At 35.3% G+C, this 24915-nt stretch carries 19 protein-coding genes and 1 pseudogene; 15 read left to right on the top strand and 5 right to left on the bottom strand.

Annotated elements, in window-relative coordinates:
* Positions 1-290: 290 nt before the first annotated feature.
* From PC_RS11160 to PC_RS04485, 9 genes and pseudogenes are all read left to right on the top strand, one after another.
* The gene (locus PC_RS11160) at positions 291-9836 is read left to right on the top strand and encodes an Ig-like domain repeat protein (protein ID WP_011175488.1); all 9546 of its coding nucleotides are present in this window, start codon (positions 291-293) and stop codon (positions 9834-9836) included.
* Positions 9837-9848: 12 nt separating this feature from the next.
* Positions 9849-10220 carry a hypothetical protein gene (locus tag PC_RS04520; RefSeq protein ID WP_011175487.1) on the top strand — a complete coding sequence of 124 codons (372 nt, stop codon included), beginning with the start codon at positions 9849-9851 and terminating at the stop codon, positions 10218-10220.
* 8 nt (positions 10221-10228) lie between these two features.
* Entirely contained in the window at positions 10229-10507 is a 279-nt protein-coding gene (locus tag PC_RS04515; protein WP_044044946.1) for a hypothetical protein, read from the top strand.
* A 306-nt stretch (positions 10508-10813) separates the two neighbouring features.
* Entirely contained in the window at positions 10814-11797 is a 984-nt protein-coding gene (locus tag PC_RS04510; protein ID WP_011175485.1) for an ROK family protein, read from the top strand.
* Positions 11798-11804: 7 nt separating this feature from the next.
* Positions 11805-12419, top strand: coding sequence for an HAD-IA family hydrolase (locus tag PC_RS04505; RefSeq protein ID WP_039358108.1), 615 nt, complete (start codon positions 11805-11807; stop codon positions 12417-12419).
* 5 nt (positions 12420-12424) lie between these two features.
* Positions 12425-13480: a class I fructose-bisphosphate aldolase gene (locus tag PC_RS04500; protein WP_011175483.1), complete on the top strand. Its 1056-nt coding sequence runs from the start codon at positions 12425-12427 to the stop codon at positions 13478-13480.
* 99 nt (positions 13481-13579) lie between these two features.
* Positions 13580-13741 (top strand): annotated as a pseudogene (locus PC_RS11965) (hypothetical protein); the annotation flags it as partial.
* A gap of 269 nt (positions 13742-14010) precedes the next feature.
* Complete coding sequence (locus PC_RS04490) at positions 14011-15024, top strand: phosphatidylglycerol lysyltransferase domain-containing protein (protein WP_011175481.1); 1014 nt, start codon at positions 14011-14013, stop codon at positions 15022-15024.
* A gap of 82 nt (positions 15025-15106) precedes the next feature.
* On the top strand, positions 15107-15757 hold the full coding sequence (locus PC_RS04485; RefSeq protein ID WP_011175480.1) for a carbonic anhydrase: 651 nt from the start codon (positions 15107-15109) through the stop codon (positions 15755-15757).
* Positions 15758-15779: 22 nt separating this feature from the next.
* Here the strand turns inward: PC_RS04485 and PC_RS04480 are convergent, their stop codons facing one another.
* On the bottom strand, positions 15780-16238 hold the full coding sequence (locus PC_RS04480) for a YkgJ family cysteine cluster protein (protein ID WP_011175479.1): 459 nt from the start codon (positions 16236-16238) through the stop codon (positions 15780-15782).
* A gap of 355 nt (positions 16239-16593) precedes the next feature.
* On the opposite strand from PC_RS04480, the gene PC_RS04475 reads away from it, so the two are divergent.
* The 5 genes from PC_RS04475 to PC_RS04455 all read left to right on the top strand — a co-directional run bounded on the left by PC_RS04475 (position 16594) and on the right by PC_RS04455 (position 20493).
* Positions 16594-17334: a gamma-glutamyl-gamma-aminobutyrate hydrolase family protein gene (locus PC_RS04475; RefSeq protein WP_044045421.1), complete on the top strand. Its 741-nt coding sequence runs from the start codon at positions 16594-16596 to the stop codon at positions 17332-17334.
* Between the two features lie 10 nt (positions 17335-17344).
* A complete protein-coding gene (locus tag PC_RS04470) occupies positions 17345-18652 on the top strand; it encodes an APC family permease (RefSeq protein ID WP_011175477.1) in 1308 nt (435 codons plus the stop codon).
* A 224-nt stretch (positions 18653-18876) separates the two neighbouring features.
* Positions 18877-19551 carry a hypothetical protein gene (locus PC_RS04465; RefSeq protein WP_011175476.1) on the top strand — a complete coding sequence of 225 codons (675 nt, stop codon included), beginning with the start codon at positions 18877-18879 and terminating at the stop codon, positions 19549-19551.
* A gap of 2 nt (positions 19552-19553) precedes the next feature.
* Complete coding sequence (locus PC_RS04460) at positions 19554-19988, top strand: hypothetical protein (protein WP_011175475.1); 435 nt, start codon at positions 19554-19556, stop codon at positions 19986-19988.
* Between the two features lie 34 nt (positions 19989-20022).
* Complete coding sequence (locus tag PC_RS04455) at positions 20023-20493, top strand: hypothetical protein (protein ID WP_011175474.1); 471 nt, start codon at positions 20023-20025, stop codon at positions 20491-20493.
* A 74-nt stretch (positions 20494-20567) separates the two neighbouring features.
* Here the strand turns inward: PC_RS04455 and PC_RS04450 are convergent, their stop codons facing one another.
* From PC_RS04450 to PC_RS04435, 4 genes are all read right to left on the bottom strand, one after another.
* Positions 20568-21425: a DUF2156 domain-containing protein gene (locus tag PC_RS04450; protein WP_011175473.1), complete on the bottom strand. Its 858-nt coding sequence runs from the start codon at positions 21423-21425 to the stop codon at positions 20568-20570.
* Between the two features lie 3 nt (positions 21426-21428).
* Positions 21429-22937: a hypothetical protein gene (locus PC_RS04445; RefSeq protein ID WP_011175472.1), complete on the bottom strand. Its 1509-nt coding sequence runs from the start codon at positions 22935-22937 to the stop codon at positions 21429-21431.
* 21 nt (positions 22938-22958) lie between these two features.
* A complete protein-coding gene (locus PC_RS04440) occupies positions 22959-23399 on the bottom strand; it encodes a host attachment protein (RefSeq protein ID WP_011175471.1) in 441 nt (146 codons plus the stop codon).
* Positions 23400-23533: 134 nt separating this feature from the next.
* The gene (locus PC_RS04435) at positions 23534-23803 is read right to left on the bottom strand and encodes a translation initiation factor (protein ID WP_052278651.1); all 270 of its coding nucleotides are present in this window, start codon (positions 23801-23803) and stop codon (positions 23534-23536) included.
* Between the two features lie 112 nt (positions 23804-23915).
* Between PC_RS04435 and tsaA the strand changes: the two genes are divergently transcribed.
* Complete coding sequence (gene tsaA / locus PC_RS04430; RefSeq protein ID WP_011175469.1) at positions 23916-24740, top strand: tRNA (N6-threonylcarbamoyladenosine(37)-N6)-methyltransferase TrmO; 825 nt, start codon at positions 23916-23918, stop codon at positions 24738-24740.
* The last annotated feature ends 175 nt before the right edge of the window (positions 24741-24915 follow it).

Below are 24915 nucleotides of genomic sequence, written 5' to 3'. Positions count from 1 at the left end.
ACGTTTTAATAAAATCTAAATTTTTTACGAATTCGAATTTTAAAGGTTATTAAGAGATAAAACTTTTGTTTATCCAAACTTTAATTTTCTGTCCCGTTAATTTTTTATTACCTTAAACTAATTAATATTTATTTTAAATTAAAAGAAATGAATGAGTTTATATTTTTGCTTTTTAGACGGTTAAGTTTAATTATACGAGAAAATCAAAAAAAAATTACTGAATTAAAGCTAATGTTATATAGTCCGAATTTTTTGAGCACACTATTTTTGGGCACACTCAAGGAGTGAACATGCGTTTAATCAAAATTTTTCTGCTGTTTTCTTTTTTCTTTTCCATTTTTCATCTATTTGGGAATAACGATTTTATCGCTGCAAAAACTTTTACCTCTGTAACTAGTTGTAGACAACCAGATTTAATTGCCTATTTAACGGCAGAAAAATCTAATGAAATTATTCCTATTAACTTAAGCAATGGACGAGAAGGGGTGCCAATTATCATTGAGCCGGCAACTAAAATTTTAGCTATGCATGCGGCAACCAATGAAGTTTATTTTGTTGAAGAAGATTTAAAACAAATCAAATGTTTTCATTTAAAGACAAAAATGGTTCGAGAAGTGGGGAGTTTAAACCAAGTTCCCGCTAAATTTATCGTTCCGGCAGATAAAAAAGTTGCTTATCTCAGTTATGAGGATAGTAACGACATTGATTGTTTAAATCTATTGAATGGTCAATTGACAAAGGTTGTAAATTTAAAAATAAATCCATCCAGTATCGCTTTCGATAGTAAAAACCAACGCTTATACGTAAGCTTAAAAAATCAAAATGAAATTAAAAGTATTCATTTAGCTTCTTTAGAAACTACGTCTTTTGCGCTTTTAGATCATAACATAGAAAGTTTAACGATTACAAATGATGGGCAAAAAATTTACGCACTGCAAGAGAACAATCATCAATTATCAATTGTTGATGCACAAACACAAGCAATCACTCATATTTCGCTTAAAAATGATTCAGGTATTTTACAAAAAAAAACAAATTCTTTTGTGCTTCACCCCAACGAAAATCACATTTATATTCTTAAAGAATCTGCCGATCAAATCATTCCTGTCAATCTCTTGACTGGAGCGCTAGAGCCGCTCATTTCTGTTAGACAAAGCATTCAAAATATTAATTTTGATGATAAACAAGGAATAGTAGCTAGATTTAGTGTAAAGGAGGCAAAGTCTGGACTACCCACAGTTTTTGATGCTTCCGAAACAATTTTAATACATTCAGGTGAGGTCAGCTATGAGTGGGAGTTTGGAGATGGTTTAAAAGCTGTTTCGAGTCAACCCATCATTGAACATGTTTATGACAATACGGGCCATTTCACCGCAACTCTTACTATAACTCAAAAAGTTGAAAATGATTTTATTGCCCCTTATCTCGAATATTTAATGGGAAATCCTTTTTTAACTTCATCCACTAAGAAAAGTTTTGACATCCTTTCTTCAAAAAATGAAGGTTTAGAAAAAATAAGCAAAAAACAGCAAGCGGCTAAAAATACAGCAGATTCTGATTTTGTTGCAGAGCCTTCTATAACTCACGGACAACCTTCCCAAACAACCATTTTCTATGGACATACTGTATTTGATAGTGCTACTGTAACTGGATCTTTTACAGGGGGAACGCCAACTGGAACTGTGACATTTTTTGTAGAAAGTACGCAAGTTGGTTCACCGATAGCACTATTGGCAGGGTTAAATAATACAGCAGTTGCGGTTTCGGACCCCTATTATCCCACTTCAACAGGGAATTATCAGTTTAAGGCTGTTTATAGTGGAGATAGTAACTATGAACCATCTTCAGATTCATCTGCAACAAACACTTTTATTGTTAATCCAGCACCTAGCATAACAAATCTTACAACTAATATTAATCCTTCTTATTTTGGAGAGACAGTTCAATTAACCGCCACAGTAACATTGTCTAATACTCAAATTAATGAAACTCCAACAGGAACAATTACATTTAAAGATAACAATACAGTTTTAGGAATTGTAACTCTAACTTCTAGTAGTACAGCTAATCTTTCCATTTCTGATTTAGGAGTAGGAACTCATTCTTTAACAGCAATTTATAGCGGGGATGCCAAGTTTGCAGGTTCTACATCGAGCTTAGTTACGCAAACTGTGACTAAAGGAACCACGATGACCGTGCTAACCTCCTCTATTAACCCGACAATATTTGGCAATTCAACAACCTTAACAGCCACAGTTAATATCAATGATGGGTCTGGAACCTTAACAGGAGCTGTGACATTTAAAGATGGGTCAACAATCATTGGAACGGGAAATGTAAATGCAGGTATTGCCACTTTAAACGTTTCCAATCTATCAGTGGGGTCTCATTCATTGACAGCAGTATATGGAGGAGACAGCAATTTTAACACTTCTACTTCAACAGCTTTGACTCAGATAGTAAACAAAGGAACAACAACTTCTAACATTGTTTCTTTGACTAATCCCACGACCTATGGGCAACCGACGATATTGACTGCCTCCATCGCTGTTGCAACAGGGGTTGGAACCCCGACTGGATATTTTACTTTTAAAGACGGAAATTCTACCCTTGGAACTGCAAATATCACGGGCTCAAATGCGTCTCTAACAATCGCGAATTTAGCAGTCGGCGCTCATTCCATCACAGCAGTTTATAGTGGAGATTTGAATTTTTCTACTTCTACTTCGTCAGTCATTTCTCAACAAGTTAACCGAGCAACTCCTGTCATATCCCTGACTTCCACACTAAATCCTTCCAATTATGCTGAAGAAATCACTTTTACAGCCTCCATTTCCTCACCAACAACACTTGACTTACCCTCAGGAACAATTACCTTCTATGATGGTAATACATCGATTGGAACAGGAACTCTTGTGCAGACTGGTGCTAATAAAAGTCAAGCCACCTTTACAACGCCAAATTTGAATGGAGGAAACCATTCTATTACTGCTTCCTATCCAGGAGATACAAATTTTATTGCTGTGACTTCGTCAACATTAGATCAAACAGTTATTTTAGCTAATACCAACACATTAATTTTTTCTAACTCTCCTAATGCTTCTCAGTTTGGTCAACCGATAACATTACAAGCTAATGTGATCGGTTCTGTTGCGACACCTCCTCTCACTTCTTCGGGGACACTTTCATTTTACGATGGCTCCACGCTTTTAGGTGCAGCCCCCATAACTAAACTTTCGTCAAACGTAGCTTTTGCAACATTAACACTTTCAAATCTCTCTATTGGGCCCCATACTTTAAGTGCGAAATACAGTGGAGATGTAAATTATAATCCTTCCAATTCATCGTCTATGACGCAAACGATTATTTTTACAGCGACAACAATCACAACGGTGACATCTCATACCCCTTCGGTTTTTGGAGAATTAATCAAGTTTACAGCAACCGTGAATTCTCATATTCCGGGCATGGGAAATCCCACAGGAAAGGTAGAATTTTATGATGGAATTAATTTAATTGGATCGGGGACTTTAGCAGCTAGCGGAGCTAATCAAAGTCAAGCAACACTTCAAATTTCTAGCCTAGGCTTAGGGACACACCGAATTGGGTCGGCTTATTTGGGGGATGGAGATTTTACTGGTTCCTTAGCCCCCTTAATCAATCAAATTGTTGTAAAAGATACGACAACGACAACTTTGGCATCAAATTTAAACCCTTCAAATTTTGGAGATGAGATTACCTTAAGTGCAACAGTGACCGCTAATGCGCCGGGTTCAGGAATTTCAACAGGAACAGTGACTTTTAAAGAAGGATCCAAGGTATTAGGAACAGGAACGTTAAATGCCAATGGTGTTGCCACTTTTTCAACCATTAAACTTTATCCCGGCAATCACTCTTTAACGGCTACTTTTAATGGCGATTTTAACTTTATATCTTCGACTTCTAATACTTTCAAACAGACTGTTATCAACCAGCTACCGACAAAAATCAAACTCACATCTTTTAGAAATTCTTCGCCTATCAATCAAACAGTGACTTTCAGTGCTGAGGTAACTGCGTTAACAGGCATTCCAACTGGAACAGTCACATTTTATGATAATGGAGTGGCTTTTGGAACAGGAACGATTAATGCCAATGGGATAGCAACTTGTATTGAACCTGCCAATCGACTGAATACTTTAGGGTTACACCCCATTACCGCATCATATAGTGGAGACATAAACTTTATCACATCGAATTCGAGCACTTATAACCAATATGTTGTCCCTTATGATACTTCAACAGTATTAGTTACCTTACCCAATCATTCTGAACAAGCTAATGCTACATTGACAGCGACCATAACAGCAACTGGTTCTCCAATGCCTATTCCATCATTTACTGGCACGGTGGTCTTTTATGAAGGAGGAAACGCTATTTCACCTCCTATTCCTGTCGATCCATTGACAGGGATAGCTTCATTTATGCCTGATAATCTTCACTTCGGACCCCATCCTATCTCTGCTGTGTATAGCGGTGATCAAATAATATTTGCTACATCAACCTCTAATTCTATCGTTCAACAAGTTCAACAGACGGATATGTTAACAACAAAAACAGTTTTAACAGCTAGTCCAAATCCTTCTTATTTCTGTGAAATGGTTGAATTAACAGCAGCTGTCGTTGCTACTCAAGGATATTATACTCCGACAGGTACGATAACATTTTTTAATGGGGAAATCGCTATTGGAACGTCAATTTTGGATGCGAATGGAATTGCTGTGCTTCCTATTTCTAATTTAAGTGTGGGAACTCATCAATTAACAGCTACTTACAATAGCGATTCTAACTATGCTTTCTCCATTTCAAATACAATTACGCAACAAGTGAATCCAAATACGACGTTAACTACTCTTTCTGTTATTCCCAATCTTTCAAGTACTCCTTATGGACAAACTTTGACATTTGTAGCTACAGTCGATGGATTAGATGGGCTACCAACAGGTTCTGTGATTTTTTCTGATCAATCTGGGGAATTAGCAACCATTGAACTTGACGAAAGTGGAGAGGCAGTATTTACGACAGATAGCCTCCCGACAGGAACACACGATTTTACAGCGATCTATGATCCCAGCTGTTGCTCGGTCAAAAATCCTTGTTATTCACCTTCATCTGCTACTTTAAGTCATACAATCACGGCTGTGGATTTAGATACGATTTTGACAGCATCTCCCTCTCCGTCAATCTATGGTAATACCATCGCATTAACAGCAACCGTAGATTCTTTCACAACGGGATCCCCAACTGGTACAGTCACTTTTTATAATGGAAGTACTTTAATTGGAACAGCCCCAATTATTCAAGGCACCGCAAGAATTGATGCAAATAATGTCCAAGCTGGTGTAGCCATTTTTAATGCTCGGTATAATGGAGATATTAACTTTATTGCTAAAAACTTTCCTTCTAGACAGCAAATTGTCAATAAAGCACCCGTCAATGTTGCTTTGACTTCATTTACAAATCCATCGTTATATGGTCAACTAGTGACATTTAATGCTTCCGTAAGTTCAGCAGGACTCATTAGTGTTCCAACCGGAACGATTACATTCTTATCAGGGACGACAAATTTAGGACAAGCAACTCTTAACAACGGTGTTGCCACGTTTTCAACCTCTATCTTGAATGTTGGTTCAAATAGTATTACAGCGTTATATTCAGGAAGTAGTAACTTTTTAACAGCAACTTCTTCAGCTTTAACACAAGTTGTTAATAAATCAGCAACAACGACAACAGTTGACTTCTCTCCTTTCAATGCTTCTACTTTTAATAGCTCTGTCACAGTTAATGTGACTGTTGCTTCGGTGAGTCCAGGTGGGGGAATCCCAACTGGAGCTGTAACGGGATATTACGGGTCAGTTTCATTAGGAACAGCGACTCTGAACAATGGGATTGCTTCCTTTTCTACAACCATATTACCAACAGGAACGCCAACGGTAACCGTTATTTATGCCGGAGATGCGAAATTTACAGAATCGCAAGGATTAGCAACTCATACTGTTACAGCCGCCATGACAACAATGGCTACACTGACTTCGTCTAATAATCCTTCTGTATTTGGGCAATCACTTACATTAAGTGGAAAAGTGAATTCAACAGCAGGGATTCCTACGGGTCAAGTGACATTTTATGATGGAACCACAGAACTCGGTGTGGCTACGCTGGATAGTACAGGAAGGGCTGCTATCACAAGAACCAATTTAAATGTGGGAAGTCATTCAATAACCTTAAAATATTTAGGAAGTGGGAATTTTGCTGCTTCGACTTCTGCTGCTTTAAATCAAGTTGTGAATAAAACTCCAACAACAACCGTTGTTAGTTCTTCTCAAAGCATTTCAATTTATGGTGAACCGATTGATTTTATAGCCACCGTTGGTCCAATTAATCCAGGTAGCGGAATTCCTACAGGAACTGTTACGTTTAAAAATGGCTCGACAATTCTTGGAACTGTTTCTTTAAATGGGGGAGGGATTGCTTCTTTTGCGACGCCAATGTTATCTGCAAATAACACGCCCTATTCCATTACGGCAGTTTATAATGGAGATGCCAATTTTAATTCGTCAATCTCTTCCATACTGGAGCAAACTATTTTACAAGTTTCCACCAGAACAACAGCAACTTCTTCACCTAATCCTTCTACAATCGGAAATTTAGTAACAATTAATGTCACAGTAGAGCCTATTAATACAGATGTGTTTACTCCAACAGGTATCGTAACTGCTACTTATGGTTCAACAGTCATTGGAACAGGAACTTTAGATTCAACAGGAAAAATTACTTTTTTAACTACGACGCTTCCTGCAGGGACATTGCCAATTGTGATTAAATATGCGGGAGATTCTAATCACGCTCAATCTTCTATGACTTTATCTCAAACAGTTTTGCAAGCTAGTACAGTCACAAGCCTCACTTCTTCTCTTAACTCTTCCCACGTGGGAGAAACAATCACATTGACAGCCACATTAACCTCTCCATTTGGAACCCCCACAGGAAATGTTGCTTTTTTTGATGGGTCCTCTCTAATTGGGGTACAAGCACTGAATGGAGCAGGAGTAGCAATATTTTCTACCTCTTCATTAACGTTAGGAACCCATCAGATTAAAGCATTGTATCAAGGAGATGCAAATTTCACTGCTTCAACATCGCCTGTTTTATCTCAAAATATTATTGCGGCAACAACAAGCATAGCATTATCTTCTTCTATGATTCCTTCAGTATTTGGACAAACAATTACTTTAACAGCCGATGTTACTATATTAGCGGGTTCTGGAGTCGTGTCTGGTACAGTGACATTTAATGAAGGAAGTGTTGTTTTAGGAACAAGTGGAGTATCAAACGGTATTGCTTTGATTACTATTTCTAATTTATCGGTAGGTGCACATACACTAAAAGCAACCTATAATGGAAATTCCAGTTTTGGAAACTCAACTTCACCAAATTTAAACCAAATTGTCGAGCCAGGAACAACTAAGACGTTTCTATCCTCTTCTAGTAATCCTTCACAATTTGGAGATGTAATCACTCTAACTGCAAACGTAAGTACAACAGGCGGAAATGGAACCTTAACAGGAACCGTAACTTTTAAAAATGGTTCAAGTGTATTAGGAACTGGGACAATTAGTAATGATCAAGCCACATTCAGTGTTTCTGATTTAGGGGTGGGAACACATACTTTAACAGCTGTCTATAGTGGGAACACAAATTTTGAAGGTTCCACATCCTCAAATCTCAAACAAATTGTTAACAAATCGAGTTCATTAATTACACTTACTTCCTCCATTAACCCTTCCGAATTTAGTCAAACCGATACGTTAATAGCAACAATTCCAGCAGGTACTGCCTCTGTTACACCGAGGGGAACCGTCACATTTAAAGATGGTTCACTCATGCTTGGGACAGTGAATATATCTGAAGGCAGGGCAACATTAAATATGTCTAATTTAACTGTGGGTTCTCATGATTTAACCGCGACTTATAATGGAGATGGAAATTTTGCCGCTTCGACATCGGCTCTTTTGACTCAAATTGTGAAAGCAGCTGCTACGACAGTTTTACTAAATTCATCGACTAATCCTTCTGTTTTTGGAAACTCTATTAATTTTAGCGCTACTGTGGCGCCTATGCTCGGAACGGGTACACCGACAGGAACAGTCATTTTTAGAGATGGAAATGTTGTTCTTGGAAATGTTACTTTAGTAGGGGGAGTTGCCAACTTTACAACTTCTACGCTTTCTGTGAATACTCACGCGATTACAGCTGTTTATGTAGGAGATGGTAACTTTGCGGCATCGGTTTCTTCCCCGCTTTCTGAACAGGTTAATCAAGGAGCAACAGCCACATCACTTTCTACTTCAGCTAGCCCCTCTACATATGGGCAATCGGTAGTGTTCACTGCCAATGTCAGTTTAATCACAGGATCAGGATCTCCTTCAGGTTCTGTGACAATTTTGGATGGAACAACGGTGATTGGAACAGCGACAGTAGACAACTTAGGGGTTGCTACTTTGGCAGTTTCTAACCTTTCTGTTAACTCACACTCCCTGACTGCTGTTTATAGTGGAGATAGTCATTTTGCCACATCGACCTCTTCTATTTTGATGCAAAATGTGAACAAAGCTAATTCCTCAATTGATATTTTGACAACCTCTCCCAATCCATCCCGATTAGGAGAAAATGTCACTCTTTTTGCTACTGTGACTACGCCGATCGGAATTGCGAGTGGGAATGTCTCTTTTTATGATAACCAATCAACATTACTGGGAACGGTACCAGTTTATAATGGCTTGGCTATCTATTCGACAAATTTATTAGCGCTTGGAAATCATACGATTAAAGCCATTTATAATGGGGATGCAAACTTCAATGCTTCGACATCTCCAACAGTTGTCCAAACTGTTAATCAAACAAATATTACAGTCACAACAGTGACTAATTTGAATTCTGCACTGAATCCTTCTAATTTCGGTCAAAATATTGACTTTACAATAACTGTTGCTCCTATCACAGGTTCGAGTACACCAACTGGAATTATAACGTTGTATTTTGGCTCTGTCCCATTAACAACGTTGAATCTTGTGAATGGACAAGCCTCCTATTCGACGACAACGCTCCCAAGTGGCGAAATTACATTAGTTGCCTTATATTCTGGAGACGCTAGTTATTCCTCTTCGACAGATACACTTGTTCAATGTGTGAATAAAGTTGGGACGAATGTCAAAGTGGTTTCTTCTATCAATCCTTCAGCTTATAAACAACCTGTGACATTTACATCTACTGTTACCTCTGGCTCAGAAACTCCAACAGGAACAGTGACTTTTTATGATGGATCTATTCCTTTAGGTACGTCAGCATTAAATGAAGGAATGGCAACTTTAGAAGTCATCAGTTTAGCTCCAGGATCCCATTCAATTATTGCCGCTTACAATTCAGATTTGAATTTTGCTACTTCCACTTCACAAACATTGATACAGGTGGTGACGAGAGATACTATTCCCCAACCACCCCAGAATTTTTATGGCTGTCAAATTGTTAACCAATTCGTCGATAAAGATCATTTAGTGAACGTTTTATACTGGATTCCTCCTCAAGAGAATGCCAATATTGTCTTTTATGAAATTTATCGAGATGCTCAATTAAAACGATGCATTGGAAAAATTCCTAACCAATGTCCCTTTCAATTTGAAGATGGCAATCGCAAGAAAAACAAAGCTTATACTTACTATATTGTCTCAGTTAACAAGAAAGGAGTCAAATCTGCACCTATTAGCACAAAGGTTTTTCCTATCAAGAAACGTCGTTAAAGGAAAATGTTAATGAAAGAATTTGTCAATGCAACTTTTGGATTAGAAAAATCATTCATTTTAGAGTTTTGTTGGAAAAAATTCTCAAATAATTTTATTCCTTATCCAACATTTGCGTTTTTAAGCACTTTCTTACTTATTTTATTAAATTTAACTAATGTAGCAGCAAGCTTAGAAATCAAAGCAGAGGCAAAAAGTCAATTATTTTTTCCAGCTTCTAAACGTTTTCGTCGCATTTATGGAAATTGTATGGGAGGGTATGAAGGACAAGTCACCGTTTTTTTCCTAAATATTTTCAAGGATGGATCAATGTCGATGGAATGTCCAAAAAAGGCCATTCTTTTTACTTACATGATTTTACAAGAATATCAATTGTTAATATGAGCTTTGGCATGCAGTACACCTATATTTTGCCAAGAAATTTATCTTTCTATGTTGGATTAGGGCCGAGTTTTGGAATTGTCAAATTAGAAAAACAATTTTTTGGGATTCATACCAATAAAATATATTTTGTCTTTGGAGGAGTATTTAAAACTGGCCTTTATTATGATATCAATGCCTGTTTTTTCTTAAATATGTTTTTTGATTATCTTTATCAACCTAATTGTTTCAAAACACAAGTAAATCTCGGTGGAAATAAATTAGGGTTAGGGATAGGTTACAAGTTTTAGCAAAATGAAAAGATATTTATTAATTTGGCCATTTATTCCCCATATGTTTTTTAAACCTATAATTGAGGGCATTAAATCCTTAAAATTGTTTTTTAAATTTAACTTTAGTCTTTTACGCTAGATTTCTCAACTATCAATGTCATTTAATCTTCCATTAAGGCAGGATTTGTTGTCGCTAAAAACAATTTAATTATATATATCTTTTTTTAAGGGATTACCAAGCAAAATTGTTCCCCTTATGTTATTTGCTAATTTTCTTACCAACATAAGTTACAAATTTAAAAACTGTAAAACTGTATGGAAAATATGCTAAAAGAAACAGATTGTGTCATTGGAATCGATTTAGGGGGAACCAAAATTGGGATAGGAGTTTTGAATGTCTCCGGCACATTGATTGATAGTGTGAGACTTAAAACGGATTTTAAACACGGACCAGCTAGTGTCGAAAAACAAATCATGCAAGCGATTCAGGATTTAAAAAATCGGACAAAAGTTGAGATTAAAGGAATTGGAATAGGGGTAGCAGGTCAAATTGACGAAGAAACAGGAGTCGTTCGTTTTGCTCCAAATCTCCCAGGCTGGCATCAAGTAACACTACGCAAAAATCTGGAAAGAGAAGCTGAAATTCCAGTTAAGGTTGTGAATGATGTTCGCGCTATTACTTGGGGAGAATGGCTTTACGGAGCTGGTAAACATTATCAAGATCTTATTTGTTTATTCGTAGGAACAGGAATTGGCAGTGGTATCGTTTGCCAGGGAAAAATGCAAAAAGGGGATAATAATACATTTGGAGAAGTCGGCCATATGACAATCGATTTTCATGGCCCTCGTTGCACCTGCGGTAACAATGGTTGTTTTGAAGCTTTTGCTGGAGGATGGGGAATTGCTAGACAGGCCAAAGAACTCATTCTTGCCGATAACCAAAGTGGTCAATCCATTTTAGAAAAAGCAGGTGGATATTTAGAAAATGTTTCAGCTAAAGCTGTTATTGAAGCATACCACAGTGGAGACCCTCTAGCTCTATTAATTTTAGAAAAAGTCAAGCAAGCCTTAATTGCAGGTTGCATTAATCTTGTGAATGCTTTTAATCCTGCTTGTTTAATCTTAGGAGGTGGGGTTCTAGATGGTATTCCAGAAATCCTATCATTTATTGATAAAGGCATTCGAGAAACTGCTTTAAAAACGGCGACAGACAAATTACAGATAAAAACTGCTTTACTTGGTAAAAATGTGGGAATTATTGGATCTGGAGCTGTAATTTTAGACGTCTTAAAAAATAACGTTGGGTGAGAGGAGTATGAGTAAACAATTATTTACTTCATTATTTATCGATGTTGGCGGCGTCCTTTTGACAAATGGATGGGATCGACATATGCGTGAAAAGGCTTCACACATTTTTGAATTAAATTATGAAGAAATGAATAAACGACATAATTTAATTTTTGATACGTATGAAATTGGTAAAATTTCATTAGATGAATATTTAAAACGTGTGGTATTTGATCAAGAACGCTCTTTTTCTATTGAATCTTTTAAAAAATTTATGTTTGAGCAATCTCAGCCTTTTGATGAAATGATTGATTTTATAAAAAAAATCAAAAAAGATTGGAATTTACAAATTGTTGTCGTAAGTAATGAAGGCCGTGAATTGATGCAAAATCGAATCGATCAATTTAAAATGAAAGCGTTTGTCGATATTTTTGTGGTGTCAGGCTTTGTTCATCTACGCAAACCCGACAGCGATATTTATCAACTCGCATTGGATTTAGCTCAAGTAAAACCCGAGCAAGTGATTTATATCGATGATAGACCCTTGTTAGCAGAAATAGGAAAGCACATCGGAATGACGGCTATCCAACATCAAAATTATGAACAAACAAAAATGATTCTAGATAGTTTACTAAAAAGGTAATTTCTATGGCTAATCAAGCGATTTTAAATTTACTTGGAAACGATGCAAGTTATTTACTTGATCATGAATGTAAAACAATATCAAAAGATAAACTTCATTTACCAAGTCCTTATTATATTGATGAGATCATGAATTTAACAGACCGAAAAACGCCAGTTCTTCGTAACTTAGTTCAAATTTTTAATCAGGGGCGATTAAGCAAAACAGGTTATCTTTCTATTTTGCCTGTTGATCAAGGAATTGAGCATTCAGCCGGAGCAAGTTTTGCTATTAATCCTGATTATTTTGATCCAGAAAATATTGTGAAGTTAGCCATTGAAGGGGGATGCAATGCGATCGCCTCTACTTTAGGTGCACTTGGTTCTGTTGCTAGGCGTTATGCTCACAAAATCCCTTTTATCGTGAAACTCAACCATAATGAATTATTAAGTTATCCCAATACATTTGATCAAATTTATTTTGGCCAAGTTGAACAAGCGTGGGAGATGGGGGCTGCCGCAATCGGTGCAACCATTTATTTTGGTTCTGAAGAATCTCATCGCCAAATTCAAGAAACGTCTAAAGCTTTTCAAAAAGCGCATGAACTGGGGATGGCGACAGTGCTTTGGTGTTATTTGCGCAATAATGCGTTTAAGCAAGATAAAGATTATTCAACCAGTGCTGATTTAACCGGGCAGGCTAATCATTTGGGAGTTACGATCGAGGCGGATATCATCAAACAAAAACAAGCGACTAATAATGGAGGGTTCAAAGCTCTGGCGCATTATGGTAAAACAAATGAGCTTGTTTACCAAAAATTAACAACAAACCATCCGATTGATCTAACAAGGTATCAAGTTGCCAACTGCTATATGGGACGAATGGGATTGATTAATTCCGGTGGAGAAGCTGGTAAAAATGATATGGCAGAAGCTGTTAAAACAGCTATTATTAATAAACGTGCTGGCGGAATGGGCCTAATATCGGGGCGAAAAGCTTTCCAAAGGCCTTTAAAGGAAGGAATCGAACTATTAAATTTGATTCAAGATGTCTATTTAGATAAATCTATCACGGTCGCTTAAAAGGGAATAACATGGCTCAAAGGAACTTCCCAATAAGTAACTTCTAATTTTTTTGGAAAATTTTTATGAAGAGATGGAACTTTATTATCCGCTCTATCATTAAAAGAAGGAGCAAAAGTTGTTTTAGCTGGTTTTAAAAGTCATGAAATATGCAAAGGAAAGCATGGGGTGCCTTGCAAATCTGATATCGGTTTTCAAGTTGTTAAAGAAAATGAGTTTGATGCGCTCGTTATTCCTGGTCAATCGTCATTTTATTTCTAGCCGAACATTAGAAGATTTGCCAGCGTTTTGTTTGAGTATTATTCAAGAATTATTATCCACTCACAAACAAAAAACTGCATTCGTTTAGTAATTTAAACTTTGAGTTTTTCTGTATATGTCAGATTTTTTGCTACAAAGTAGGAAAAGCCGTTTTTAAGCAAATAGTCCACCCCTATTTTCCATACGTCTTTCTCTCAACGTGTCAGCACAGATTGACTATTGATAAGAAAAACTCAAATTTTAGTTTAGTAAATTTTAGGAGATAAGAAATGACCGCCGTCATGCCTACTTTAGATCAAGATGTAGATCCGCAATTTGATGCATTAATGCAAGTTAGACGTTTTGGAGGATCTTGTTCAGAAGCTATTTTAGATCCTCGATGCCAAATTTTTACTGATCCTTTTATTGATGGATTAATTGGTTATCGTTTAGAGAATTCACGAGCTATTGTATACGGAGATCCTGTGTGCCAATGGGAAGATACCCCTTTATTAATCAAATCTTTTACAGATTTTTGCCATCGAGAAGGCTATAAAAACATTATTTATGTCATTACAACGGAAAAATTTTGTAAATGGGCAATGGAAAACGTTTGCCATGCCTCAGTAGAATTTGGACATGAATTATTTATGGATCCTCACGATGATCCGAGAGCTAAAACTGGAGTTAATGCTAGTTTAGTTCGACGTAAAGTTCGACATGCCCAAAAAGAAGCCGTGGTTGTGGAAGAATACATTATCCCTAATCTCAGCCTTGAAGCTCAAATTGAAGAAGTCGCTCAAAAATGGCTTAAAGGAAGGCGAGGTCCACAAATTTATATCTCCCGCGTACATTTATTTGATAATCGAGCCGGTAAAAGATGGTTTTACGCTAAGCAGGGAGAAAAGGTTACTGGTGTTGTTGTTCTCAATGAACTTCAATCGCGTAATGGATGGTTGATTAATCGTTTAATGCATATCCCTGGTGCTGCCAATGGAACTCCTGAGTTTCTTTTAACAACTGTTATTGATACATTGGCTAAAGAAAATTGTCACTATGTTACTTTTGGGGCTGTCACGACTGGACAGCTAGGAAAATTAGAAGGGTTGAATTCTATTTCAAAATATATTGCCGAGCTTTCATTTAAGTTCGCTAACCGATTTTTTCATTTAGATGGAAAAATGAAATTTTGGGAAAAATTTGATCCCAAAAATGAGCTTTCATACCTTTTATTTACGAATCCAAGTATTCGTATAGGAGATATTTGGGCTCTCATGCATGCTTTAAATATTATTTCAAAATAAGGTTGATTGATTTAATTTATAGGCCTTTTTTAAGGAATGCTTTAAGCTTTCCTTGATTCAAATTTAAACCAGTTCATAGGTTATGAAAAAACTCATTCAAGGTATTGCCGATTTTAGACAAGGTTTAACTGAAGAAAGTCGTCATCTTTTTGCTAATTTGGCTCTTGGTCAAACACCTGATGTTCTCTTTATTGCTTGTTCGGATAGTAGGGTTGTCCCAAATTTATTTGCTTCCACGAATCCTGGTGATTTGTTTGTTCTTCGAAATATTGGAAATTTAATTCCTCCTTTTTCCGTAGATTCAGATAATAGTGCTTTGGCTGCCATTGAATTTTCTATTTTTTCACTTAATGTTCCCGATATTATTGTTTGTGGCCATTCTGAATGTGGTGCCATGCGTGCTTTAGTTGAAGGGATACAAGGAAATTGCTGTTCTCATTTACAGTCTTGGCTTAAGCATGGAGAAAACTCTTTAAATTTAGTGAGAAATGGAATGACAATTAATCCTTCTTTATCCGAGCATAATCAAATTTCTCAAATTAACGTTCTTCAGCAAATAGAGCATATTAAAAGTTATCCTTTTATTAGAGAAAGATTAGATAAAAACGAACTAAGAATTCATGGGTGGTGGTTTGATATTGCACACGCGGATGTTTATTGTTATAAAGAAGATTTTAATCAATTTGTTCTCATCGATGAAAAAGAAGCTCAATTGATTTTAGCAAGGACATAAATAACTTAGATAGCTTGGTAGCTCATTCATTCACTACATAATGCTCATTAGTCTGCATTTGAATCTCTTTCATTTCATCAATTTTTTCTTGTGAGAATACAGCCCCCTTACAGGTAATTCCTTCACAAAAATTTGCTGCTTGCTCCCATGTTTGTCGAGAAAGGAGATTTTCAGGCCAAAAAGGATATAAACGGCATTGAGACGGTCTGGCTGAATAAACAGTACATTTTTTATCTCGAAAAAATACACACGAATAGCCTTCAGGAGATTTTTTTTCAATTAAAAAAGTTTGATTATTTCTTTTTTTGATATACAATTTTTTAAAATTTTTGACTGAAATTTCTAAAAAATGTGCCATCTCTTGGATTTCTTGCTCACTGATAAGCACAAAACCAGGTGCCCCAGTGCAACATTTTCCGCACTCTGTGCAACTAAAGTGAAGTCCTTTTTTATACCAAGGTAATGAGGAGGAGTGCTTCATAAGAATTTAATTATTTTTAAATTTGTATATTTAACTAGTTAAAATGTAGATTTAACTATCATTTCTGTTTAACTTTACTAAATAATAATAAATATTTGCAAAAAAAACAATAATAGTATACAATATTTATAATTTAAAAAAAAAGAATATAAATGAAAATTGCTATTTTTTATCTATTTCCTATAAATAGACTTTGGTTCATTCAAATGCGTTCCCCATTCTACGCTGGGTGTTGTTCTAGTTCTTCTTTCTCTTCACAATAAATTTTTTTCTACAACAATATGTAAATGTTTTGTTAAAACGCTTTAATGCTAAAAGAAATAAACTTTATAAAACAAACTTATCGGTCAAAATTATGCGAAAATCTGCAACTAAAAAACCAATCATTGGAATTTCAACTAGTTTATTAATGATTGATAATGGGTGTTTTAGAGGGCGAGAGCGTATAATTGTAGGGCAAGATTATGTTCGATCCATTTTGTTTGCTGGTGGAACTCCAATTGTATTACCGATTTTGTCAGATCAGGAACAAATTGAGCAACAAATGGAATTGATTGATGGTTTATTACTTTCAGGGGGTTGTGATGTACATCCTCATTTTTATAAAGAAGAACCTCATCCTTTATTACAAGATTTATGCCCACAGAGAGATCTACACGAAATTCAATTAGTTCAGCTCGCTCATCAAAGCCGAAAACCTATTTTAGGTATTTGCCGAGGAGCTCAGCTTTTAAATGTTGCTTTTGGCGGAACTCTTTATCAAGATGTTTCTTTACACTCAAACCAAGTTTATCAACACATTCAACAAGCTCAGGTACATGTAGCAGCTCACGAAATTAAGATTTTGGAACATTCAATTCTAAAAAAAACCATGGAAGTTAGCCATACCACTATCAATAGTTTTCATCATCAATCGGTAAAAAAGGTCGCTCCGGGTTTTCGAATTAATGCAGTAGCAGGAGACGGCATCATTGAAGGAATTGAAAAAGAAGACAGTTCTTTTATTATTGGTGTACAATGGCACCCAGAATTAATGGCCGATAAACAAGAAGAAACGCGAAAGCTCTTTGAGGGTTTAGTCAAAGCTAGTCAATAGGGAGAAAACGATGGCAACAAATAAAATGGGGCTCATGAGCGCAATTTTGCTTGGGATCAATATGATTTTAGGATCGGGAATCTTTCTTCTCCCTGGAAAAGTTTCTGAATTAACCGGTGCATCTAGTCTGTATGTCTATGTCTTTGTTTCTCTACTTATTTTGTCAATTGCTTGGTGCTTTGCGCAATGTGCAGCTCTATTCGATCGCAATGGAGGTGCTTATTTATATGCTAAAGAAGCTTTTGGTGATTTTATAGGATTTGAAATAGGTTTTATGCGATGGATTGCTGGAGCGATGGCTTGGGCTTCGCTTATTGTAGGTTTTGTTACAGCTCTGAGTTCTATTTGGCCAAATGCATTGACAGAGCCTTTAAGGGGATTTTTGATCTTAATTTTTTTAGCTCTTCTTATTTTATTTAATATGGGAGGAACTGAAAAACTTAAAAATATCAACAATGTCGTGACGATAGCAAAGGTATTACCTCTTCTATTTTTTGTTTTGATTGGTTTTTTTTATACTAAGGGGAACTTTCAAGCGATTGATGTGTCATTATCCCATTTAGATTCTATTTCTTTTGGAAATGCCGCTATAGTTATTTTTTATGCTTTTGGAGGGTTTGAAACTCTTGTTATTGCTGCAGGAGAAATAAAAAATCCTCACCGTAACTTACCAATAGCGGTGATGGCTGTTATTAGCTTTTGCTCGTTTCTATATTTTTTAATTCAAATAATTGCCATGGAGATATTAGGACCTCACTTGGCTGAAAGTTCTATTCCTTTAGCTGATGCGACTGAACAAATGATTGGGTCCGCTGGGAGATGGATTGTAACTTTAGGTATGATTATTTCGATTGGAGGTGTGAATCTTACAGCTTCTTTTATTACTCCAAGAAGTGGAGCGGCTTTAGCAGAAGATGGTTTGGTTCCCAGATGGATCGCCAAAAATAATAAAGCCGGTGTTCCCGTAGTAGCTATCTTCTTGACAGCAAGTTTGACTACCATTGCTGCTTTGTCAGGGAGTTTTACTCAGCTAGCTGTGATCAGCGTTGTCTCTCGATTTGTACAGTATGGAGCGACATGTTTAGCTGTTTTTGTCCTTTATTATCGCAATAGGGCAACATTAAAAATGTTAAAAAAAATATCTCTGGTTATTATTCCTTCGTTATCTTTGATTGGTCTTATTTGGATGTTATTTCAAGCTTCTTCTTCTCAGTTATATTGGGGCCTAGGGGCGCTCCTGCCTGGAATTCCCATTTATTTTTTTCAGAAGTGGAAAAATAATTTAACGTTAGCGACAGTTTCTGAAATGGGTGATTAAATATCATAAATAAATATTTATCATTTTCAACTTTTTAATGGGTAGATTTAACTAAATTTAAATAACTATAGACAATTTCCAGTTTAAATTATATTTAAAGAATGAAAAAAGCAATGATAATTATAAAACTTCTATATCAATCATTAGAAAGTGGATTATTTTCTTGATACTAATTTAAACAATAAGTTAGATTCTATGACAGCTTTAATTTAAAGGAAAAAACGATGAGCATTAATTTTGAAACAATTAAAAATCAAGCTGTTGACTATTGTAAGCACTTTTCTAAACAAGCCGGCCAAGTAGCAGGAAGTACTAAAAATTACGGGATCAAATTTTTTAAGGGTGCGAATGAATTCTTTAAGAAAATTTTTAATATATTTCAAGAAAACATAGAAAAAGGCTTGAGAATTGCAAGAAAATATGCCGAAAAAAATTTAAAAGTTCTTAAGGAATACACCGTCAAAGGCTTGAACATAGCGAAAAGTCTATCGGCAAAAGGGTTAAATCTTGCTCGTAAAAGCCCTGCAATTATACAAGACAAAACTAGGAAAATTGTGGCTTTTAGCTCAGCAAAACTTCATAATCCTCATTATGCCTGTCCTGTAGTCGTGATTACAAATATAATTTTACTTCAGATAGTTTTCAAAGCTGTGGATTTATTATATGACAAAGTACAGGAAACTTGTATTAGAGAAGAAAATCTTACTAAAGATCAAAAAGACAAAAAAGATCTAGCCTTTTTAGCACTTGCTATTGCGTCATTAGTAGGTTTGCATACAACTTTTAAACGCATTTTAAAGCCCAATATATCTGTTTCAAAGTATGCCCTTATTTGTATAGCAACTTCTTGTGCACAAATTGGTTTTCAACTTTTACGTGCAGAATTTAGACAGAGTTAATCATGAATTTTAATATTAGTTTTGATTTTCTCGATGGATTTTGCCAAAATTCTTTAAAAGATCGCACGAAACATCCAACTTTTTTTAAAGATCATTTAATTTCTTTTGTAAGCCAAACTTCAAAATATACGCGAAATAATTACTTGCCTATTTTAGCGACCATTATTACAAGTATCGCTACAACAGAATTGGTGTTATTTGTTTCTCGATCGATTTCAAGATTTAGCCAATTTTATCCTGATCGGTTGATGGAAACAGAAAAAAATGTGGTAGCTTTCTTAACTTTTCCAATACTTGGTGGGATGATTATTGGATTGAATTATGCTGTTTTTCAAGCTTTAAGGCTACCTCTTTCACCTTTAGTTAGCACGGCTGTGAGTGCAGCAACAATTGGCATTTATTTGTTAATTAAAACAAAATTTTTGACTTTATATTAAGTAATAACCTTAAACTTTAACAATTGGAACTTTTATGTATCAGAAGATTGATTATGCAGTGATCAAGAACGGTATTCTTTCTGGTGTCGCTTATGCCGCTCACGCAGCTCACCAAACAAAAGAAATCTTTGGAAATTTAGCTGGACATGCAGTTAGAGTTATTAAATCAGGAGCGAATTACGCTCAGAGAGAAGTGAACCGGGCTCAACCTTACTTGAAAAATCCTTATATAGCTGCAACTTCTGTCGCTACTGTAAGTATTATAAACCTTATAATAGCTGATGCTATTGTAGCAATTGTTCGAAAGATTTTACCTTCGGAAACAAAGACCCAAAAATCTGTTAATGAAGTTGTTTCTAGCTTAACTGGTGTTGTGACTTGGCTTGGTGGTATGTGGGCTTATAGATATTATGCACAAATTCCTTTGTCTCTACCTATCTATGCTGTGAGCACTATAGCTGGCTCACTGATTCTAGGTATAAGCAACTCGCAAAAGTTTTTTTAATTTATTTTGATGAGTGACAAGGATTTGTTTAACATTCCTTGTCATTCTTTATCAATAGGATTTAAAAAAACTGACTAGGCTTCTTTATTCTTATCCCTAGCGCGTTGTTTAAGGATCATTCGGTCTGGCACATAGGAATGTTTAGCCTGCCTTAAAAAAGGTAATCCGAGATCTTGTTCTAGGTTGATCCACTCTGTTTGTTTAGATAGTATTTGGGCTTGATATTGATAAAGATATTGATAAAGGCCATGAATGTTAGCATCCCCTTTAGCAAAATGAATCACAAAACAGGTTGGTGTGAGATATTCTCCAATGGTAAAACCTGCAGGTTTGCCATCTATATAAATGATAACTCCTTCTAAATTTAAACATTCTAGCAATTTAATAGCTTCTAGACACGAAAAATAGTCTGTCTGTTCCTGTTGAGTTTGTTGATCTTGCCAATTGACTAAAATTTTTAAAGCATCGCTTTTGTTTTTTTGTGTTAGTTGGGCCGTTTTAATTTGATATCGATCGAATAGTTGCTTGACTAAATTTCTTTTTTTGCTTAGGTGCCTTCCTGAAAAAAAAGCTAGTTTTTCAACTTTAAATAAATAATCAGAGTCTGCATCTTCAAAGCTAAAATCCAATGGAAAGTCAAATAAAAGATTCCATTCTTCTGGAATGGGAAATAAGAAATAGCCTGTATTTAAGAAAAAAATAATTTCAGATGAAACTTTGGGATGAGGGATTGAAGTCAGCATCATAAAAGGGAGTTTTCCTCGATCAATTCCTTTTATGTAAATATCTTCTCCAAAAATAACTTCATATTCATGTTGTTTTCTAAACAAATAAAGATTTGCGAAAGAATATTCAGAAATTACTAAACTCATCTGCCGAAATTTTTGCGTTAAAAGAGTTTGATGAGATAAATTGAGAGGCTCTTTACGCATGGATTAATTTTGGTTAATTTGTTCGACTCGTTTAATACCGACCTTATCAACAACAACACGAAAAGTTTCTATCTCACTTTTATAAGTGAAATCGGGTTGTTGATAGGTATTTCGAATAATAATATTGAGATGGTAAACTTTAGGTAATAACCGCTCTTGAATTTCTTCAGTAGAAAGGTTAAGAGTCAAGTTTGGCTGCAACGCATTACTAGCTTTTTGCACAAATCGTTGAATATTGAGTCTAAAGATGGTTGTTAACTCTTTTCTTCTTCTTTGTAAATGGCTGGGTTGATAATAGAGAGAGACTTCTCTTTTGTAATGAAGAATAGATTCATGTCGATTTAAAGCTTGAAGTTCTTCGTGAAAATGATGATTCCGAATTTCCAAAAAATCGGGAGGTAATTGAGATGGTTCAATAAAAGCAAAATTTTCTGTTAAATGGCCGATTTTTTTTTCATTTTGTGTTTTGATTTCTGTTGAATAATCAGGAAACCACCGAGAAGCCTTTTTATAATAAATTTTTTTTAGTCCTTCTTTGATACGATCTTTTAAAATATAAAAAAACACGGCAAACATAATAAAAGGGAAAGAATTGATGACAAAAACGGAAATTTTCCAAACAAATAAAATCATATAGACAAACATAGCAATTCCTGCAGCTACACCGCCTAAAATGTTTCCATGCTTTTCTTCGAGAGAAGCGCGATAACTTTTTAGCATGAGTGATTCAAGCATAAATCGATTGAGCAATCCTTGCCGATATAAAATGGATTCATTATTTTGCTCATCATTTGACTTCGATTCTAATTTGCATTCTCTTCGATACTCTTTTTCTTTTGCTATATGTCTAGCCAATTCTTTTTTTACATGAATGTCACTTTTATCATTTTGAGTAAATTGTTTAAGAAGAATAAGGAAATATTCATCAATTGTGTGACTGATAAATTCATCTACATACTTACAAGCATAATTAATTTGAGAAGAAGAATTGTGTAAGAGTTTCTTTTGTATTTCACGATAGTGAAATGTGACTTGTTGAACTTGTTTAGTAAGCTCTTCGATGATGGAAGAATAAAGAATCATCGTTTGATTTTCCATTTTTTCTAAGCTTTGTGAAATGTGAAAAATTCGATCTCTCAAAGCTGTTTTGAAAATATTTGCAAATAGTTGCAATTCATCGATAATACTTTTTTGATTTGTTAAATTAGCTTCGATAATTAGTTGTAAGCGATTAAGAGGCGAGGAAGAATATGAAAGATCGATTAATTCAGATAAACTCATCCGAGGCGTTTTATAACGAATCAAATTTGTTTGATCAGAGAAAAATTGAGCCTTAGTGAGGGTCTCTGAATTAATTTGTAAAGGACTGGGAATAAAAAAATAAAATTCTTGTTTATAAATATTTTTGACCAGCGTCTGATTAATCATAAATTCTGATTTTAGCTCAAACTGCCACTGATCTCGAACGTGAATTCCACTTTCTCTTAGCTCGCTCCAAAAATAATTGATCATTTTTCATTGCTTTTCGAATATTTAATTAAAAAAAGGAAGATGAGTCATTATTTCATCGGGAGTCATATGCGTCATATCTTTATTAAGTTCTCCGCAAACCAATTTTGCCGTTGGTGTATGCAGAAATTGCCGCAATAACCCCAATAAAGAAGGAGAAGCAGAAATGTACAGTTTTTTAAATTTCCCATCATTACGTGCAGTTTCTAGATAACTTGCTAGTTGTTTAGCAAAAATATTAAATTCATTTTGTTTTGGCGTTGTATGAGGCTCCATGCTATGCCGAGTCTGATCAAAACTTTCAAAATCACGGCCAGGTTTATCTGAAACAAGATCACGATTATGCAGCCGGCTTTCAGGGTGTTCAAAAGTCTCTACAATAGCTAATGAACGAATTGTTTCAATTTCATAAATTTTAGCTGAGCTACTATTGGCGATTAACAGCCAGGAAGTTGGTTTTTTCATTTCATTCCCTCGTTTTATTAATAACAAGAACTGTGGTTTTCACAAATTTCTAGTGATTCTATTTTTAGTGTATTCTTATAAAATTTATTTAAACATCAAACTCGGAAAAAAAGGTATTTATTTTTTTATTGTTTTTAACTCTTTTTTAGCTTGAGATGATCTTTGACTCTTTGCACTTTATCTCCTTGTAATTCAATTTGATTAGATTTAACAGCACCACCACACCCAAATTTTTGCTTAAGCGTTGAACATAAAAATTTTAGCTCTTCAGTTTGTAATGGAAGATTTAAAATAATAGTCACAATAGAAGATCCTCTTTTTTCTTTGATAACTTTTATAGGATGTTTAGATTTAATGGCTGGCATTGGCTCAGGGATCCATTCGCCACCAATTGTAAAAGGCATGTTTTTCCTCTGGCAAAATAGTAAAAATTCAATAGAAATCAAAAATTGATTCCTTTTAACAATGAATATGTGAAAATTAATACCAATTTTCTCCGTTTATTTGAAGGAAACAATGTTAGACGACAAAACACAATTTTTCATGAAGCCTATTGGTTATTTTCGAGCTGAGCAAATAAAAAAATATCAAGTTCCTAGACAAGCGCCTCTTTCTGACAGCGAAGGGCTTATTGAATTACTTCCCCAGGTTCAATTTGAACAGGCCCTTACAGGTTTGGAAGGATTTGAAAGAATATGGATATTATTTCGATTTCATTTACATACCCATTGGAAACCAAAAGTACTCCCTCCAAGAGGAGAGAAAAAACAAGGTGTTTTTGCAACGCGTTCTCCTCATCGCCCTAATTTAATAGGACTTTCTTGCGTCAAATTGAAAAAGATTTGCGGATTAAAACTTTATATTGTCAACCATGATTTGCTAGAAGGAACTCCTATTCTAGATATCAAGCCTTATCTTAACTATGCCGATTCTTTTCAATGCCAAAAACAGGGGTGGTTGGATGACCTTACTGCTGCTGACGAGGTATTTTCTATCCAATGGTCATCACAAGTTCTCGAACAGCTCCAATATCTAGAAAAAGAGTGGGATTGCTTTCTGCAAGCGAAGATCACATTGCGTTTACAAGTAAATCCTTTTCCTTCTTCCAATAATCGTATTAAACTTATTAAAGGTAACAATTATCAACTCGCTTATCAAACATGGCGGGTCAATTATTCAATTGATAATTCCATCCTTCTTGTTTTTTCTCTTATCACAGGATATGACAAAGAAACATTAAGAGGGAATAGGTCTTCTCGATGGGAAGATGTTCCTATACATCAAGCTTTTATACAAAGATTTGGGGGAATGAATAGCTGTGATAGCGAGGTTGCAACTTAACAAAGATAGCCCATCCTTTGCGATTGCTTTGTTAAAACAAGATTTCCCTCTTTTAATTTCATTTGAATTCATCAATCCCTTTAACTTCCTTAATTTTTAAATAAAAGTAGAAAAATAGGGGAATCTATTTTATAAATAGGGTAAAAACTAGCCATTATTACCCCATTTATACATA

The organism is Candidatus Protochlamydia amoebophila UWE25 (genome assembly GCF_000011565.2).
Lineage (GTDB): Bacteria > Chlamydiota > Chlamydiia > Chlamydiales > Parachlamydiaceae > Protochlamydia > Protochlamydia amoebophila.
Note: the sequence above shows the minus strand (reverse complement) of the source record. Positions and strands in the feature narration are given on the sequence as shown.

Excerpts from the sequence above, each read along its gene's own strand:
- PC_RS11160 (WP_011175488.1), top strand. The coding sequence starts at position 291 with ATGCGTTTAATCAAAATTTTTCTGCTGTTTTCTTTTTTCTTTTCCATT.
- PC_RS04520 (WP_011175487.1), top strand. The coding sequence starts at position 9,849 with ATGAAAGAATTTGTCAATGCAACTTTTGGATTAGAAAAATCATTCATT.
- PC_RS04515 (WP_044044946.1), top strand. The coding sequence starts at position 10,229 with ATGCAGTACACCTATATTTTGCCAAGAAATTTATCTTTCTATGTTGGA.
- PC_RS04510 (WP_011175485.1), top strand. The coding sequence starts at position 10,814 with ATGCTAAAAGAAACAGATTGTGTCATTGGAATCGATTTAGGGGGAACC.
- PC_RS04505 (WP_039358108.1), top strand. The coding sequence starts at position 11,805 with ATGAGTAAACAATTATTTACTTCATTATTTATCGATGTTGGCGGCGTC.
- PC_RS04500 (WP_011175483.1), top strand. The coding sequence starts at position 12,425 with ATGGCTAATCAAGCGATTTTAAATTTACTTGGAAACGATGCAAGTTAT.
- PC_RS04490 (WP_011175481.1), top strand. The coding sequence starts at position 14,011 with ATGACCGCCGTCATGCCTACTTTAGATCAAGATGTAGATCCGCAATTT.
- PC_RS04485 (WP_011175480.1), top strand. The coding sequence starts at position 15,107 with ATGAAAAAACTCATTCAAGGTATTGCCGATTTTAGACAAGGTTTAACT.
- PC_RS04480 (WP_011175479.1), bottom strand. The coding sequence starts at position 16,238 with ATGAAGCACTCCTCCTCATTACCTTGGTATAAAAAAGGACTTCACTTT.
- PC_RS04475 (WP_044045421.1), top strand. The coding sequence starts at position 16,594 with ATGCGAAAATCTGCAACTAAAAAACCAATCATTGGAATTTCAACTAGT.
- PC_RS04470 (WP_011175477.1), top strand. The coding sequence starts at position 17,345 with ATGGCAACAAATAAAATGGGGCTCATGAGCGCAATTTTGCTTGGGATC.
- PC_RS04465 (WP_011175476.1), top strand. The coding sequence starts at position 18,877 with ATGAGCATTAATTTTGAAACAATTAAAAATCAAGCTGTTGACTATTGT.
- PC_RS04460 (WP_011175475.1), top strand. The coding sequence starts at position 19,554 with ATGAATTTTAATATTAGTTTTGATTTTCTCGATGGATTTTGCCAAAAT.
- PC_RS04455 (WP_011175474.1), top strand. The coding sequence starts at position 20,023 with ATGTATCAGAAGATTGATTATGCAGTGATCAAGAACGGTATTCTTTCT.
- PC_RS04450 (WP_011175473.1), bottom strand. The coding sequence starts at position 21,425 with ATGCGTAAAGAGCCTCTCAATTTATCTCATCAAACTCTTTTAACGCAA.
- PC_RS04445 (WP_011175472.1), bottom strand. The coding sequence starts at position 22,937 with ATGATCAATTATTTTTGGAGCGAGCTAAGAGAAAGTGGAATTCACGTT.
- PC_RS04440 (WP_011175471.1), bottom strand. The coding sequence starts at position 23,399 with ATGAAAAAACCAACTTCCTGGCTGTTAATCGCCAATAGTAGCTCAGCT.
- PC_RS04435 (WP_052278651.1), bottom strand. The coding sequence starts at position 23,803 with ATGCCTTTTACAATTGGTGGCGAATGGATCCCTGAGCCAATGCCAGCC.
- tsaA (WP_011175469.1), top strand. The coding sequence starts at position 23,916 with ATGTTAGACGACAAAACACAATTTTTCATGAAGCCTATTGGTTATTTT.